Source organism: Sphingobium limneticum (assembly GCF_008710165.1).
Taxonomy (GTDB): Bacteria; Pseudomonadota; Alphaproteobacteria; order Sphingomonadales; family Sphingomonadaceae; genus Sphingobium; species Sphingobium limneticum.
Genome location: NZ_VYQA01000015.1, coordinates 36,592 through 51,675, shown reverse-complemented (window position 1 = coordinate 51,675; position 15,084 = coordinate 36,592). Strand labels below are relative to the sequence as shown.

Genomic DNA, 15,084 nt, shown 5'->3' with positions numbered 1-15,084 from the left:
GGTCGCTTTCGATGCAGCGACCGGCCTTTTTCCTTCATTCCAGACTCTTCCCCGCCTGTTCGGTCACGTCCTTGGACAGGCCGGGCTGGGCGAGGATGCGTTGCAGCTCGGCGCGCATCAGGGCGGCGCGGCCTTCTTCGAAGCGTTTCCAGCGGCCAAGCGGCGGCACCAGCTTCGCGGCAGTTTGCGGGTTCAGCCGGTCGAGCGCGATGATGCAATCGGCGAGCAAGCGATAGCCTTTGCCCGATGCATGATGGAACGCCCATTGATTGCCGGCAAAGGCTCCATAGAGCGATCGCACCCGATTGGGGTTGGCCAAGGTGAAATCCTTATGTTCGCTCAACTGCGCGACCAGTTCGACGGTGTCGGGATGCAGGGCGAAGGCCTGAGTCTGGAACCATTTGTCGAGCGTGAGCGCGTCGTCACGATAGCGATTGTAGAAGATATCGAGCGCCGCTTCCCGTTCCGCGCTGGTGCCGTTGGCCAGTGTGCCAAGCGCCGCCTGCCGCTCGGTCATATTGTCCGCCGCATCGAACTGGGCGAAGGCGATGGCGGGGCCGTCCGTCGCGCCGGAGGCCACGAGATAATGTAAAGCGGCGTTCCGCAGCTTGCGCCCGCCCTTGGCGGAGGGTGACAGGGCAAAGGCGTTGGCCTTCGTCTTCGCATGGATATCGCGCCATAGCGGTTCCAGCTCCGCGCCGATCTTCTGCTGAAGTGCGTCACGAGCCGCGTGAATCGCATCGGGATCGACGAGCCGCATCTGATCGCCCAGATAGGCTTCGCTGGGCAGCCGGATCGTTTCGGCGACGAAGGCGGGGTCGAGCGCGGTATCGGTGATGGTGTTGCGCACCGCGTCGATCACGGCCTGATCGTCCACCGCCTGCCCCGCAATCCGACCGACCAGCACATTGACCATCAACTGCTGCATCGCTTCATAACGGGCGAAGGGATCGTCGTCATGGGCCGACAGGAAGGCGAGATCGGCCTGGCTGCGGTTGGTTTCCACGATGACCGGCGCGGAAAAACCGCGATTGATCGACAGGACGGGCGCGTTGGGGAAGCCGGTGAAGGTGAAGCTCTGCTTCGCTTGCGTCAGAAGCAGCAGCTCGTCGCCGCCATGGGTGCCGGTCGCGCTATCGAACAGGGCCGTGCGCAGCGGAATCGCCATCACCTGCTTGTCGCTCTGGCCGGGCGTCGGCGGGACGCTCTGCTCCAGCGTCAATTCCACGCTCTGGCTGACGGGATCGTGGCTGATGAGCGCGCGGACATGGGGGGTGCCCGCCTGCTCGTACCAACGGCGGAACTGGGTCAGGTCGATCGCCCCACCCTCCTCCATCGCCAGTACGAAATCCTCGCAGGTCGCAGCCTCGCCATCATGGCGATCGAAATAAAGGTCGGTGCCGGCACGGAACCGTTCCGGGCCCATCATCAGCGCCATCATGCGGATCAGCTCCGCGCCCTTATTATAGATGGTCGACGTGTAGAAGTTGCTGATTTCCATATAGGATTCCGGGCGCACCGGATGCGCGAGCGGGCCTGAATCCTCCTGAAACTGGCCAGCGCGCAGGATGCGGACATCCTCGATCCGCTTGACCGCATGGCTCCCCATGTCGGCCGAGAAATTCTGATCGCGGAAAACGGTGAAGCCTTCCTTCAGGCTCAACTGGAACCAGTCGCGACAGGTGACGCGATTGCCCGACCAATTGTGGAAATATTCATGCGCGACCACCCCTTCGACGCCGTCATAGTCGATGTCGGTCGCGGTTTCCGGATCGGCCAATATGTAGCGCGAATTGAAGATGTTGAGGCCCTTATTCTCCATCGCGCCGAAATTGAAATCGGCGACGGCAACGATGTTGAACACGTCCAGATCATATTCGCGGCCATAGATGCGTTCGTCCCAGGCCATGCTGTTCTTGAGCGCCTCCATCGCATGGGCGGTGCGCGGCACATCCGATTCCTTGACCCAGATGCCAAGCGCAACCTCGCGCCCGCTTATCGTCACGAAGCGGTCGGTGTTGCAGGCCAGATCGCCGGCGACCAGCGCGAAGAGGTAGCAGGGCTTGGGGAAGGGATCGTTCCAGCGCGCCCAGTGGCGCCCATCTGGCAAGTCGCCCTGCTCGATCGGATCGCCATTGGCCAACAGGACGGGAAAGCGGGCCTTGTCCGCTTCCAGACGTACGCTGTAGCGTGACAGGACGTCCGGCCGATCGGGGAAGAAGGTGATGCGGCGGAAGCCTTCCGCCTCGCACTGCGTACAGAGCAGGCCACCGCTGGCATAAAGGCCCATCAGCTTGCTGTTGCCCTCAGGAGCCAGCTCCACCAGCGTCTCGACCTGATGCGCGGCATCGGGCAGCGCGATGATCAACGCGCCAGCTTCCAGATGCCATTCCTCCTGCGTCAGCTCTCGCCCATCGACGCGGACCGCCAGCGGTACGATGCCATCGCCGTCCAGTCGCAGAGGCCGATCATGATCGCCATTGCGCGTGACCGACAGTAATGTGCGAACGATCGTGCGTGCAGGATCGAGGTCGAAGTCGAGCGCGATGTCGGGGACCAGCCAGTCGGGCGGACGATAGTCCTGACGACGGATGACGGTGGGCGCCTGAATGGGTGCCTGGGCGTTGGTGGAGAGCATGTCGGCCATGCCAGCAAGCTAGGGAGCCAAGGGGCAAAATGCCAGTGGTAGTTATCGTCGCACGTAGGCGAACATGGCGTGAATGAGCCATGGCCGGTTCGGCGCAGTCCGCCGCCATGGCGGCCGCGCCGACCGGCTCAGATACGTTCGCCCGACAGGCGCTGGCACAGCATGTCCAACTGGTCGAGATTGGAATAGCGCAGCGACAAATGGCCGCCGGCTGATCCGCCATCATGGGCGATCTCGACCCTCAGGCCCAAAATATCGGCCAGATGCTGTTCCAAGGCTGCGATGTCCGGATCCTTGTCGCTGGTCGATCCGGTCCCGGGGCTGCTGCTGCGGCGGGCGACGGGGGCTTCCGCACCGGTCTTGACGCGCCGCACCATCTGTTCGGTGTCGCGTACCGACAGGCCCTTTTCCTCGATCTGGCGCGCCAGCTTTTCGGAATCGGGCAGGCCGATCAGGGCGCGGGCATGGCCCATGCTGATCCGGCTTTCCATTACCTGCTGCTGCACCGTCTTGGGCAATTCCAGCAGGCGCATGAGATTGGCGACATGGCTGCGCGACTTGCCGACGATCCGGCCCAGCGCCTCCTGGCTATGATGAAATTCGGCGATCAGCTTGCGATAGGCCTCCGCCTCTTCGATCGGGTTCAGGTCTTCGCGCTGGATATTTTCGATCAGCGCGATTTCCAGCGTTTCCTGCTCATCGAAATCCCGCACGATGGCGGGGATACGATGCAGATGCGCCCGCTGCGACGCGCGCCAGCGGCGTTCGCCGGCGATGATCTGAAAGCCGCCGCCATGGGGCCGCACGATGATCGGCTGGATCACGCCGCGCTTGGCGATGCTGTCGGCCAATTCCTGCAACGCGCCTTCGTCGAAATGACGACGCGGCTGTTCGGGATGCGGCTGGATCAACGACACTTCGATGCTCTGCACCGCCTTGCCATTGGCGGGCGGATTAGTTGCGGCCACCGGTTCTTCGCGCGCGGCATCGCCCAACAGGGCGGACAGGCCCCGGCCCAGGCCATGCGGACGCTTGGCAATCTTCGGCTTGTCGGTCGTTTCGTCGCTCAAGCGGCAACCTCCTGTCGGGGCAGGCGCGCAATCAGTTCACGCGCCAGGCGCATATAGGCTTCCGAACCGGAACAGCGGAAGTCGTAGATAAGGGCGGGCACGCCATGGCTCGGCGCCTCGGACAGGCGGACATTGCGCGGGATCACGGTCGAGAAGACGAGATCGCCAAGGCAAGCGCGCACATCGTCCGCCACCTGATCAGTCAGGCGGTTGCGGCGATCATACATGGTGAGAGCCACGCCCATGATCGACAGGCCGGGATTGAACCGGCCCCGAATGCGCTCGACCGTCTGAAGCAGTTGCGACAGGCCCTCCAACGCGAAAAATTCGCATTGCAGCGGAACCAGCAAATATTGGGCCGCGACCATGGCATTGATCGTCAACAGGCCGAGCGAAGGCGGGCAGTCGATCAGGCAGATGTCCCAGCGACCCGGCTGCGCTTCATCCAGCACGCGCGCAAGCCGGTGGGTCCGCTCTTCATATTCGATCAGCTCGATTTCCGCGCCGGACAGATCTTGCGTCGCGGGGACGAGGTCCAGCTTGGGGACGCGCGTCGTGACGATCGTGTCATCCAATGCGCAATTGCCGACCAACAGGTCGTAGCTGGACTGAGCACGCTCCGCTTGGCCGATGCCCAGCCCCGTCGATGCGTTCCCCTGAGGATCGAGATCGACCAGCAATACGCGAAGCCCAGTGGCGGCCAGACCGGTCGCCAGATTGATTGCAGTCGTGGTCTTGCCCACCCCGCCCTTCTGGTTGGCAATGGCGATACGGATCATGGTCGACCTTTCTTCTTGCCAGCAGGAGCGAGGTTCCGAGCGATAATGAGGGCGCTATCGGCGTCCGTTACGCTCGGTTCCACGTGAAACACACCTTGCCATGCCGGACGCGCCGCCTCCAGTTCATTTTGCGCATTTCGCCCTTTTGGTAGCACCCAGACGGTCTTTTTATCGGACAGGTGCAGCGCGGACGAAAATAGCTTGGGCAATGGCGCATAGGCGCGCGCGCTGATGACGGCCGCCTTGGTTGCCGGGACCGTTTCGACGCGTCCACCGAAAACGCGGGCATTGCCCAGGTTCAGATCGGCGATGACGTCGTTCAGAAAGTCGATCCGCTTACGGCGGGATTCGACCATCATCAGCGGCCGATCGACCAGGCAGGCAATGACGATGCCGGGTAGGCCGGCACCGGAACCCAGGTCGATCCAGTCCCGTCCATCATCGTCGCCGGCATGGGTCAGCAACTGGGCGGAGTCCACGATGTGCCGTGCCCAGATATGCGGCTTGGTGGAGTCCGCGATCAGATTCTGTTCGTCGGCCGCCGATAGCAGGGTCGCGACATAGCGCTCCAACAAAGCCCATGTTTCACGTGAAACATCGAATTGATCCTGAAGCCAGGCGCGCGCTTCGTCTTCGGTCACGCGGCCACCCGGCGCACATGAACGAGAATGGCGGCAAGCGCCGCAGGCGTGATGCCACGAATGCGGCTGGCAGCGGCCAACGTATCAGGGCGCGCAGCGTCCAGTCGCTCGATCATTTCGGTGGAAAGCCCCCCAATGGTTTGAAAATCGAAATCGGCGGGAATGGTGACCCGCTCGTTACGGCGCAGCTCGGCAATTTCCGCATCCTGTCTTTGAAGATAGGGCGCATAATGGGCGTCCTCCAATATCTCGTCGCGCAGATCGGCGGGCGCGTTACGCAGCGCCGGCGCAAGGGTGCAGATCAGATCGCCATCCACCTCAGGGAAACGTGCCCATTCGAACAGGCTGCGGCGCGCGCCATCCTGCCGCACCGATGCCCCTGCCCGCGCCATTTCGCTGGCCGTCATCGGGGTCGCCAGTTCGGCTTCGATCTGCGCCCGTAGCGCCTCGCGCTCTGCCAGTCGCGCGGCGCGACCGGCGCCGATCACGCCGTGGTTCAGGCCGATCGGACCGAGGCGCGTCTCGGCATTGTCGGCGCGCAGGCGCAGGCGATATTCGGCGCGCGCGGTCAGCATGCGATAGGGTTCCGTCACGCCTTGAAGGACCAGATCGTCGATCATGACACCGATATAGCTGCTGGCGCGATCCAGGATCAGCGGCGCCTCATGTCCGGCGCGGGCAGCGGCATTGATGCCGGCGATCAGGCCCTGTGCCGCCGCCTCTTCATAACCGGTGGTGCCGTTGATCTGGCCGGCGCAGAATAATCCCGGCAGCAGCCGCACCTCCAGCGTGGAATCGAGCGCGCGCGGATCGACATGGTCATATTCGACCGCATAGCCGGGCACGGCAATCTCGGCCCGCTCCAGGCCGGGCATGGATCGGACCATGGCGATCTGCACATCGGTCGGCAATGAGGTGCTGATACCGTTGGGATAGACGAGCGGATCGTCCAGCCCCTCCGGCTCCAGAAAAATCTGATGACCATCACGATCGCCGAATCGCAGCACCTTGTCCTCGATCGACGGGCAATAGCGCGGCCCGCGCCCCTCGATCGCACCGCTGAACAAAGGCGAGCGGCTCATGCCATCACGGATGATCGCATGGGTCGCATCATTGGTGCGGGTAATGGCGCAGGCCAGTTGCGGAAGAATGCGTCCGGCGGAGAGTGGCGACATGGTCCACCCCTCTCCATCCGAAGGCTGGGTTTCGAGTGCCGCCCAGTCGATCGTCCGACCGTCGAGACGCGGCGGGGTGCCCGTCTTGAGCCGGGCGATGGGCAGGCCAAGGTCGCGCAACTGAACGCCCAGCGTGCTGGCGGCCCGCTCACCGATGCGACCACCCGTCTCGCGCTCGTCACCTCGGAACAGCTTGCCGCCGAGGAAGGTGCCGGTCGCCAGTACAACCGCGGGAGCGCGAAGGATGCGACCGTCGGCCAATGCGACCCCGGCGATCATATCCTGCTCGACCAGCAGTGCGTCCGCTTCGCCCTCGACAATCTCCAGCCCGGTCTGCGCGTCGAGCATCTGGTGGATGGCGGCGCGATAGCGTTTGCGATCGGCTTGCACTCGAGGGCCCTGAACGGCGGCGCCCTTGCTGCTGTTAAGCATGCGATAATGAATGGCGGCGGCATCGGCGGCCCGCGCGATCAGCCCGTCCAATGCGTCGACTTCGCGGACCAGATGGCCCTTGCCCAGCCCCCCGATGGCAGGGTTACAGGACATGGCGCCGACCGTTTCGCGCGCGAAGGTCAGCAGCGCTACCGACGCGCCCTTGCGCGCTGCCGCTGCCGCCGCCTCACAGCCGGCATGGCCGCCGCCGACCACGATCACATCATAGCTTGTTCGCATGCGCTGCCCTTATCAGATGATAGGGGCTGTGGTCAAAAGCGTTCCACGTGGAACAGTGCCTATTTGCCGATGCAGAAGCCGGAAAAAAGCCTGTCCAGCATATCTTCCGTACTGGCCTGTCCGGTCAGCGCGTCGATGGCGCCCCGGGCAAGGCGCAGATCCTCGGCGATGATCAGAAGATCGGTGGACGCGCTGGCCGCCTGAAGATGGTCGTGCAGCTGTCCAACTCGCTGTCTCTGTCGGGCATGTAGGGCATAGTCACCCTCCCCCGGCAGCAGCGCGGCGGCGCGGGTACGGAGCGCATCGATAAGTACATCCATTCCCTCGCCTGTGCGCGCAGACAGAGAGAGGCCGTCGCGCACGGCATCGGCGCGGTCGCTCTGCGCGGCGATCAATATGGCGTCGGCCCTTGGCAGGTCTGCGGCATCGCCCAACCATAATATGATATCGGCGGCGTCCAGCGCAGCGCGGGCGCGGTCGATGCCGATCGCCTCAATCGCGTCGCCCGTCTCATCGCGAAGCCCGGCCGTATCGGTGAACAGGAAGGCGGTGCCGCCTATCGCCGCAGGTACCTCGATCCGGTCGCGGGTGGTGCCGGCAATATCGGATACGATCGCCGCCTCTCGCCCGACCAGCGCGTTGAGCAGGGTCGACTTGCCGGCATTGGGCGGTCCGGCCAGCACCACGCGGACACCGTCACGCAAGCGCTCGGCCGAAGGCGCGGCCAGGATGGCTGCGACATCATAGGCCAATGCCGCGATCCCATCGCCGATCCGCTGTTCGATCGCCGCGTCAGGCACATCATCCTCGTCGGAGAAATCCAGTGCGGCTTCGGCCATGGCGCTGAGGTCGAGCAATGTGCGACGCCAGCCGTCGATGCGGCGGGAGAAATGCCCTTCGGCCATCAACAGCGCGGCGCGGCGCTGGCCTTGCGTCTCGGCCGCCAGCAGATCGGACAGGCCCTCCACGGCGTTCAGGTCCATGCGCCCATGAGCGAAGGCGCGGCGCGTAAATTCGCCGGCCTCCGCACGGCGCAGGCCGGCCATTGCGCCCAATGCCTCCTCGACGGCGGCCACCACGGCGCGGCCGCCATGGCAATGCAACTCGGCCATATCCTCGCCCGTCACCGTGTCGGGGCCGGGCAGCCAAAGCAGCAAGGCGCGATCGAGCGGTGCGTCGCCACGCGGGTCTTTCAATAATGCGAGGCTGGCGGTGCGCGGCGCAGGCAAACGCCGCGCCAGTGCCTGAAGCGCGATACCGGCCTGCGGACCACTTACCCGAATAACGGCTATACCCGCCGGCGGCGGACCGCTCGACAGGGCGAAGATGGTGTCGCCCTCCTGCCCGCACATGATGCTTATTTCTTGTCGCTGCCGCCCGACATGCCGGCCAGCCCCATATTCATCATCTGCTGGAACAGGCGCATGCCCGCGTCACCCATGGGTGAGAAGCTCTTGAACAGCGTCTCCATCTGTTCGGCACTGCCGATGCCGTCAAAGCCGTCCAGCATCGTGCGGATATATTTGTCGTGGATGGGCGTCACGTCGGGCAGCCCCAAAAAGGCGCGGGCTTCGGCCGGGGTGCAGTCCACATCGACGGTAACCTTCATGTCCCTGCCCTTCCCTGTACGGCATTATCATCGCGATGCGGTCGTCATGCCGCAATTGCCCGTACCAACGCAAATTTTAAACGTAGCGGGCGGTTGCGCCGGGCTTGGGAACGGCCAATATGCCGCCCATATTTCCAGCGAAAAAGGATATCGACATGGGCGATTTCACCCCGATCAGCACGTTGAACGGCGATGGCCAGTTCGACGCCTATGTGGCGCAGCCCGAAAACGATGCCAAAACGGCGATCATCGTCATCCAGGAAATTTTCGGGGTGAACGAAGGCATCCGGCGCAAGTGCGACAGCTGGGCGAAGGCCGGCTATGTCGCTTACGCCCCCGATCTGTTCTGGCGGCTGGAGCCGGGCGTCGAACTGGATGCCGATGTACCAGCGGAGTTTGAGACTGCCATCGGCCTGATGCAGAAATTCGATCAGGATCAGGGCATTCGCGATATCGAATCGACGATCAAGGCGGCGCGCGCCGCCGGGGCGGAGAAGGTCGGGCTGGTCGGCTATTGCCTGGGCGGGCGGCTCGCCTTCATGGCGGCCTGCCGCACCGATGGCGATGCCTTTGTCGGCTATTATGGCGTGGGTATCGACGGACTGCTGAGTGAGCAGCAGGCGATCGGCAAGCCGGTGCTGCTGCATGTCCCCACCGCCGACCATTTCGTCCTGCCCGATGCGCAAAAGGCGATGCACGAAGGATTGGCCGACAATCGCCATGTCACCCTGTTCGATTATGAAGGGCTGGACCACGGCTTTGCCGCAGAGACGGGTAAGCGCCGTGACGAGGTGGGGGCGGAACTGGCCGACAAGCGCACGGCCGATTTCTTTGCCGAGCATCTCGCCTGATGAGCGGCGCATGGCGGATGGTGGCCCTCAGCCATGGCGGGCCGGAGGTGATCGCGCGCGAGGATTTCGATCCCGGCACGCCCGCTGATGGCGAGGTGCTGATCGCGCAGGACGCGGTCGGCCTCAACTTCATCGATACCTATTATCGCACCGGCCTTTACCCCGCACCCCTGCCCACGCCGCTGGGGTCGGAAGGCGCGGGCCGGATCGTCGCGGTCGGATCGGGCGTCAGCGACTTTGCGGTCGGCGATGTGGTGGGCTGCGCCAGCGGCCTGGGCTCTTATGCCACCCATCGCATCGTGCCCGCCGATCGCGTCGTGCGCATCCCGGACGGTGTATCGACGCAGGACGCGGCGGCGATGATGCTCAAGGGCATGACCGCCTGTTATCTGGCCGAGGATATCGTGCCGCTGAAAGCCGGACAGGTCGCATTGGTGCATGCGGCGGCGGGCGGGGTCGGATCGGTGCTGGTCCCGTGGCTGCGCGACAAGGGTGTGATCGTCATCGCCCATTGCGGATCGGCGGAAAAGGCGGCGTCGGTCTTGGCCGACCATAGCCTTCACGGTCCTCTCGACGATCTGGCCGTGCAGGTGCGCGACCTGACCGATGGCGTGGGCGTCGATGTCGTTTATGACGGCGTCGGCAAGGATAGTTGGGCCGCCTCGCTCGCCAGCCTCAAGCGGCGCGGCATGATGGTCAGCTATGGCAATGCATCGGGCGCGGTGCCGCCGGTCAGTCTGCTGGACCTCAGCCGGGGCGGGTCGCTCTTCGTCACGCGCCCCACCCTGTTCGATTATATTGCGACGGCGAAGGATCTGGCCAATACGGCTGATCGTTTGTTCGACCGAATGCGGCGGGGCGTGGTGAAGGCGGTGATCGGCCAACGCTTCGCTTTGTCGGACGCGGCCGATGCGCATCGTGCGCTGGAGGCCAGGCAGACGACGGGAACGACGATCCTCATCCCCTGAAGAACTCGGAAAAGGCGCGCCTCGTCGCGCCTTTTCTGACAAGTTGCTGCAATTGCAAATCAAAGCAATATTCGCCTCGACGTCCTTACAAGTCCATGGCATCTACCCCCTTGATGCGTGCCATGGCCCCTTTTTTCGCCCCCATCTGGTGCGCCCAGTTGCTGACTGGCGCCAAATCCTTTGTCGACAATCCGCTGATCGGTTCGTCTCGGCTCAACCATTGGGGTCTGCATGTCGCACGCCTTCGCCTGGCCCATGCGATGTCGGATCGACGCCGCGCGGGGTTGGCGGGGGCGGTAGATCCGGCTGACCGGGCGGCATTCGATCGCGATGGCGTGGTGGAGATCCGCAACTTCCTGCCGGACGCGATTTTCGCCGCGCTGCAACAGCAGATATTGGCCTATCGTGGCCCGGCACGCGAGACGGTTCAGGGGGATGCAGTCACGCGCCGCCTGGCACTTGACGGCACAGCGCGTCAGGCCATTCCCGCCTTTGCCGATTTTCACCAAGATCGCCGCTGGCGCGGGCTATCCCGCTATGTCGCCAGCTTCGATATCGAACCGCTTCTCTACATCCAGTCCATTCTCCCCCGCCGCCATGATGCGCCGCCCGACCCGCAAACGCAGTTCCATTCGGATACTTTCTATCCGAACATGAAGGCGTGGCTGTTTCTGGAGGATGTGCCGATGGAAAGCGGCCCCTTCGCTTATGTGCGGGGATCGCACCGGTTGACGCCGCAGCGCATCGCCTGGGAAAGGGAGCGCAGCCTGGCGGTGCGGGACGGGACATGCCGCCTGTCCGCGCGCGGATCCTTTCGGGTCGAGGAATCGGAACTGGCCGCGCTGGGCCTGCCCGCGCCCACCCGTTTTGCGGTGCCGGCCAATACGCTGCTGATTGCCGATACGTTCGGCTTTCATGCCCGTGCCCAGGCGAGCGTGCCGGCAACGCGGATCGAATTATGGGCCTATGGGCGGCGCAATCCGTTTCGGCCGCTGACCGGTTGGGATGTCTGGAGCCTGCCCGGCATAGCCGAACGGCGCATCCCCCTGCGCTGGTGGCTGGGGGACAAGGCGGCCAGGATAGCGCCCCAGCCATGGCGCCCCGTGGGGCATAAGGGGCCGGCGGACGAGTGAACGCCCGCCGGCCTGTCGTCAGCTGAACAGCGTCAATATGCCGACTTGCTGGTCGACGAAGCCATCATAGATCATCTTCACCGCGACATAGAGAATCACGGCAAGGCCGACATAGGCGATCCAGCGGAAGCGCTCGATATAATGGGCGATGACATTGGCGGCGATGCCCATCAGTGCGACCGACAGGACCAGCCCGATCATCAATATGCCGGGATGATCCCGCGCCGCGCCGGCGACCGCCAGCACATTGTCCAGGCTCATCGACACGTCGGCGACCGCGACGGCCCAGGCGGCGGCGGCGAAGCTCTTGGCCGGGCGCAGGCCCGACACATCATCGTCGCTCGGATCGTCGGGCGTGTCCGCGCCACGCGCCGGGTGCAGTTCGCGCCACATCTTCCAACTGACCCACAGCAGCAGCAAGCCGCCCGCCAGGATCAGGCCGACAATCTGCATCAACTGACTGACCACCAGTGCGAAGGCGATGCGCAGCACCAATGCGGCGATGATGCCGATCAAAATCACCTTCTTGCGCTGGGCGGCGGGCAGGCCCGCTGCGAGCGCACCGACGACGATGGCATTGTCGCCCGCCAGCAGCACGTCGATCATCAGCACCTGAACGAAGGCCGACAGCGCGGATGGCGAAGTGATATTACTGAAATCATTGACGATATGCTGCCAGATATCGGCAGGTGAGCCGATCCCCTGAGCAGCCGAAGCGGCGGTGGCGAGAAGGTCGAACATGGCGGCCTGACGTCCCTGACTTGAAGCTAAGAAGAAAGCCGGACCATATACATGGCCCGGCTCTGACGGCAAAATATCGGATGCGTCGATGTGGCGATCGGTGCAATCGCCCCAACGCTTACTGGTTCATCGAGTCGAAGAAATTCTCGTTGGTCTTGGAATCCTTCATCTTGTCGAGCAGGAATTCCATCGCGTCGATCGTGCCCATCTGCATGAGGATGCGGCGAAGCACCCACATCTTGCTGAGCGTACCCTTCTCGACCAGCAGCTCTTCCTTGCGGGTGCCGGACTTGCCGACATCCAGCGCCGGGAAGATGCGCTTGTCCGCGACCTTGCGGTCCAGCACGATTTCCGAGTTACCGGTGCCTTTGAATTCTTCGAAGATGACTTCGTCCATGCGGCTGCCGGTGTCGATCAGCGCGGTGGCGATGATGGAAAGCGAACCGCCTTCCTCGATGTTACGCGCGGCACCGAAGAAGCGCTTGGGACGCTGGAGCGCGTTCGCGTCCACGCCGCCGGTCAGCACCTTGCCCGACGAAGGCACCACGGTGTTGTAGGCACGGCCGAGGCGCGTGATCGAGTCGAGCAGGATGACGACATCCTTCTTATGCTCGACCAGGCGCTTGGCCTTTTCGATCACCATTTCGGCAACCTGGACGTGGCGGGTCGCCGGCTCGTCGAAGGTGGAGGACACGACCTCACCCTTCACGCTGCGCTGCATGTCGGTAACTTCTTCCGGGCGCTCGTCGATCAGCAGGACGATCAGGAAGACTTCGGGATGATTGTCGGTGATCGCCTTGGCGATATTCTGGAGCATCACCGTCTTGCCGACGCGGGGCGGCGCGACGATCAGCGTACGCTGGCCCTTGCCCTGCGGCGAAACGATATCGATGACGCGGGCCGACTTGTCCTTCTGGGTCGGGTCGCCCGGATCCAGCGTCAGCTTCTGTTCCGGGTAAAGCGGCGTCAGGTTATCGAAATTGACGCGGTGGCGGACGACATCGGGATCGTCGAAATTGACGGTGGTCAGCTTGGTCAGGGCAAAATAGCGCTCGCCATCCTTGGGCGCGCGGATTTCGCCTTCGACCGTGTCGCCGGTGCGCAGGCCGAATTTGCGGACCTGATTGGGCGACACATAGATGTCGTCGGGGCCGGCCAGGAAATTGGCTTCCGGGCTGCGCAGAAAGCCGAAGCCGTCCGGCAGCACTTCGATCGTGCCCTCGCCCATGATCTGCTCGCCATTTTCCGCCTCGGCCTTGAGGATCGCGAACATCAGATCCTGCTTGCGCAGCGTCGACGCGCTTTCGACGCCCAATTCCTCCGCCATGGTGACGAGGTCGGCTGGAATGGTCTTTTTAAGATCCTTGAGATGCATGCGAATCGGTCCGATGGAGAGAGGGTGATCTAAGGGCCGGAAAAGGAAGGATTGGAACCGGACTGGATGCCGGTCGAGCCCCGCTCCGGACGGGCGGGAAGGAATGTCTGGCGTTTAACGACCGCAGGGGCATCAAGTCAAGCTAGGACAATCGCTGGCAGCAGCGGAAAATCGCCTTTTATGCCCCGATGCGGGCCGGGTGGTGGCGCTGGCGCGACGATGGCCTTCCATGATATAAGAAGGATATAAAATGGAAGGATGAGGATATGGGACGGCGCCCGGTTTTCCTGGCTGTCTCCTTGGTGGCTCTACTCGGCGTCGGCTTGACGATCGGGGGGCCGATCCGCGCCGCGCAGGATGGGGTAGCGCCCGTCCCGGCTACCGCCCTTGACCCCGATATACCACCGACCATCGTGCAAACCGGCCCGCCGCTGGACGATCGTGTCACCATTCCCATTTCGATCGACGGCAAGGGGCCGTGGAACTTCATCATCGACACCGGGTCGCAGCGGACCGTGATCGCGCGCGATCTGGCGCAGCGGTTGGCGTTGGCGCCGCGCGCCAATGTCACGATCCTCAGCATGACCGGCCGGTCGCAGGCGCAGACGGTCGCGGTCCCGCGGCTGGGCTTTGGCGCCGGCACGATCGACGATATCGAAGCGCCCGTGCTGGAGGGTGAGAATCTGGGCGCGGCGGGTCTGCTGGGGCTGGACAGTCTGCATGCCAAGCGGGTGACGCTGAATTTCCGCACCGGGCGAATGGAAATTGCGAGCAGCAACAGCAATCGGCGGCTGGCGGTCGATCCCGACACGATAGTGGTGGAGGCGCGGCGCAAGCGCGGCCAGTTGATTCTGCTGGATTCCGAAGTGAATGGCATGCGGGTCAATATCATGCTGGATACCGGCAGCGTATTCAGTATCGGCAATCTGGCGCTGCGCGACAAGCTGCTGGCGAAGAAGCGCGCGCCCGCGATGCTGGAGGCGACGTTGACCAGCGTGACGGGCGGGACACTGACCGGGCAGGTCGGGCGGATTAAGGGCGTGCGGATGGGCCGGGTCAACCTGATCGAGGTGCCGGTCCTGTTCGCCGATGCCAGCCCCTTTGCGGAACTGGGTCTTCAGGACAAGCCGGCGCTGCTGCTGGGGATCAGTGCGCTCAGGGTGTTTGATCGGGTGGCGATCGACTTCGGCCGTGGGAAGGTGGACTTCCTGTTGCCCGATGCCGGTGCAGCGGAGCCGACGCGCTGGGCAATCAATGACAAGGCGAAAGGCTGACGATCATTCATGCGCATCGCGAAGTGGAATGAACCAATCCTTACTAATCGGGATTTTTCACCGAATAATTGTAAATATTTCACCAAGAGCAAGGGTGGAGCAAGCCGAAACCCTAGATTTTCGTGGCTTTTCTGAAACTGGCACGCCCC

The 15,084-nt window shown here is 63.6% G+C and carries 13 protein-coding genes; 4 read left to right on the top strand and 9 right to left on the bottom strand.

Features of this window, described 5'->3' with window-relative positions; genetic code table 11:
- Positions 1 to 34 precede the first annotated feature (34 nt).
- The 7 genes from pepN to F4U95_RS17900 all read right to left on the bottom strand — a co-directional run bounded on the left by pepN (position 35) and on the right by F4U95_RS17900 (position 8,593).
- Positions 35 to 2,647: an aminopeptidase N gene (gene pepN / locus F4U95_RS17930; protein WP_150426591.1), complete on the bottom strand. Its 2,613-nt coding sequence runs from the start codon at positions 2,645 to 2,647 to the stop codon at positions 35 to 37.
- 128 nt (positions 2,648 to 2,775) lie between these two features.
- Positions 2,776 to 3,717 (bottom strand): ParB/RepB/Spo0J family partition protein, encoded by a 942-nt coding sequence (locus F4U95_RS17925; RefSeq protein ID WP_150426590.1) that lies wholly within the window; start codon positions 3,715 to 3,717, stop codon positions 2,776 to 2,778.
- On the bottom strand, positions 3,714 to 4,496 hold the full coding sequence (locus F4U95_RS17920; RefSeq protein WP_120251365.1) for a ParA family protein: 783 nt from the start codon (positions 4,494 to 4,496) through the stop codon (positions 3,714 to 3,716). Before F4U95_RS17920 ends, F4U95_RS17925 begins: the two co-directional genes overlap by 4 nt.
- Positions 4,493 to 5,137: a 16S rRNA (guanine(527)-N(7))-methyltransferase RsmG gene (rsmG, locus tag F4U95_RS17915; protein ID WP_150426589.1), complete on the bottom strand. Its 645-nt coding sequence runs from the start codon at positions 5,135 to 5,137 to the stop codon at positions 4,493 to 4,495. The genes F4U95_RS17920 and rsmG overlap by 4 nt, the downstream gene beginning before the upstream one ends.
- On the bottom strand, positions 5,134 to 6,984 hold the full coding sequence (gene mnmG, locus F4U95_RS17910; protein WP_150426588.1) for a tRNA uridine-5-carboxymethylaminomethyl(34) synthesis enzyme MnmG: 1,851 nt from the start codon (positions 6,982 to 6,984) through the stop codon (positions 5,134 to 5,136). The genes rsmG and mnmG overlap by 4 nt, the downstream gene beginning before the upstream one ends.
- A gap of 59 nt (positions 6,985 to 7,043) precedes the next feature.
- Positions 7,044 to 8,336, bottom strand: a complete 1,293-nt coding sequence (mnmE, locus tag F4U95_RS17905) for a tRNA uridine-5-carboxymethylaminomethyl(34) synthesis GTPase MnmE (protein ID WP_150426587.1) — start codon at positions 8,334 to 8,336, stop codon at positions 7,044 to 7,046.
- Between the two features lie 5 nt (positions 8,337 to 8,341).
- Entirely contained in the window at positions 8,342 to 8,593 is a 252-nt protein-coding gene (locus F4U95_RS17900) for a DUF6489 family protein (protein WP_120251369.1), read from the bottom strand.
- A 155-nt stretch (positions 8,594 to 8,748) separates the two neighbouring features.
- Between F4U95_RS17900 and F4U95_RS17895 the strand changes: the two genes are divergently transcribed.
- The 3 genes from F4U95_RS17895 (at position 8,749) to F4U95_RS17885 (ending at position 11,545) form a co-directional block, all read left to right on the top strand.
- Positions 8,749 to 9,444 (top strand): dienelactone hydrolase family protein, encoded by a 696-nt coding sequence (locus F4U95_RS17895; protein ID WP_150426586.1) that lies wholly within the window; start codon positions 8,749 to 8,751, stop codon positions 9,442 to 9,444.
- Entirely contained in the window at positions 9,444 to 10,412 is a 969-nt protein-coding gene (locus F4U95_RS17890; protein WP_211364012.1) for a quinone oxidoreductase family protein, read from the top strand. The genes F4U95_RS17895 and F4U95_RS17890 overlap by 1 nt, the downstream gene beginning before the upstream one ends.
- 113 nt (positions 10,413 to 10,525) lie before the next feature.
- Positions 10,526 to 11,545: a phytanoyl-CoA dioxygenase family protein gene (locus F4U95_RS17885; protein ID WP_211364011.1), complete on the top strand. Its 1,020-nt coding sequence runs from the start codon at positions 10,526 to 10,528 to the stop codon at positions 11,543 to 11,545.
- A gap of 18 nt (positions 11,546 to 11,563) precedes the next feature.
- Here F4U95_RS17885 and F4U95_RS17880 read toward each other — a convergent pair whose 3' ends face one another.
- Positions 11,564 to 12,286 carry a YjbE family putative metal transport protein gene (locus tag F4U95_RS17880; protein WP_120251371.1) on the bottom strand — a complete coding sequence of 241 codons (723 nt, stop codon included), beginning with the start codon at positions 12,284 to 12,286 and terminating at the stop codon, positions 11,564 to 11,566.
- 118 nt (positions 12,287 to 12,404) lie between these two features.
- Complete coding sequence (gene rho / locus F4U95_RS17875; protein ID WP_120251372.1) at positions 12,405 to 13,661, bottom strand: transcription termination factor Rho; 1,257 nt, start codon at positions 13,659 to 13,661, stop codon at positions 12,405 to 12,407.
- A 266-nt stretch (positions 13,662 to 13,927) separates the two neighbouring features.
- On the opposite strand from rho, the gene F4U95_RS17870 reads away from it, so the two are divergent.
- Positions 13,928 to 14,935, top strand: a complete 1,008-nt coding sequence (locus F4U95_RS17870) for an aspartyl protease family protein (RefSeq protein ID WP_150426584.1) — start codon at positions 13,928 to 13,930, stop codon at positions 14,933 to 14,935.
- Positions 14,936 to 15,084: the final 149 nt, after the last annotated feature.

Coding starts and splice junctions, on each gene's coding strand:
- F4U95_RS17885 (WP_211364011.1), top strand. CDS start 10,526: ATGCGTGCCATGGCCCCTTTTTTCGCCCCCATCTGGTGCGCCCAGTTG.
- mnmG (WP_150426588.1), bottom strand. CDS start 6,984: ATGCGAACAAGCTATGATGTGATCGTGGTCGGCGGCGGCCATGCCGGC.
- F4U95_RS17870 (WP_150426584.1), top strand. CDS start 13,928: ATGGGACGGCGCCCGGTTTTCCTGGCTGTCTCCTTGGTGGCTCTACTC.
- mnmE (WP_150426587.1), bottom strand. CDS start 8,336: ATGTGCGGGCAGGAGGGCGACACCATCTTCGCCCTGTCGAGCGGTCCG.
- F4U95_RS17900 (WP_120251369.1), bottom strand. CDS start 8,593: ATGAAGGTTACCGTCGATGTGGACTGCACCCCGGCCGAAGCCCGCGCC.
- rho (WP_120251372.1), bottom strand. CDS start 13,661: ATGCATCTCAAGGATCTTAAAAAGACCATTCCAGCCGACCTCGTCACC.
- F4U95_RS17920 (WP_120251365.1), bottom strand. CDS start 4,496: ATGATCCGTATCGCCATTGCCAACCAGAAGGGCGGGGTGGGCAAGACC.
- F4U95_RS17895 (WP_150426586.1), top strand. CDS start 8,749: ATGGGCGATTTCACCCCGATCAGCACGTTGAACGGCGATGGCCAGTTC.
- F4U95_RS17890 (WP_211364012.1), top strand. CDS start 9,444: ATGAGCGGCGCATGGCGGATGGTGGCCCTCAGCCATGGCGGGCCGGAG.
- pepN (WP_150426591.1), bottom strand. CDS start 2,647: ATGGCCGACATGCTCTCCACCAACGCCCAGGCACCCATTCAGGCGCCC.
- F4U95_RS17880 (WP_120251371.1), bottom strand. CDS start 12,286: ATGTTCGACCTTCTCGCCACCGCCGCTTCGGCTGCTCAGGGGATCGGC.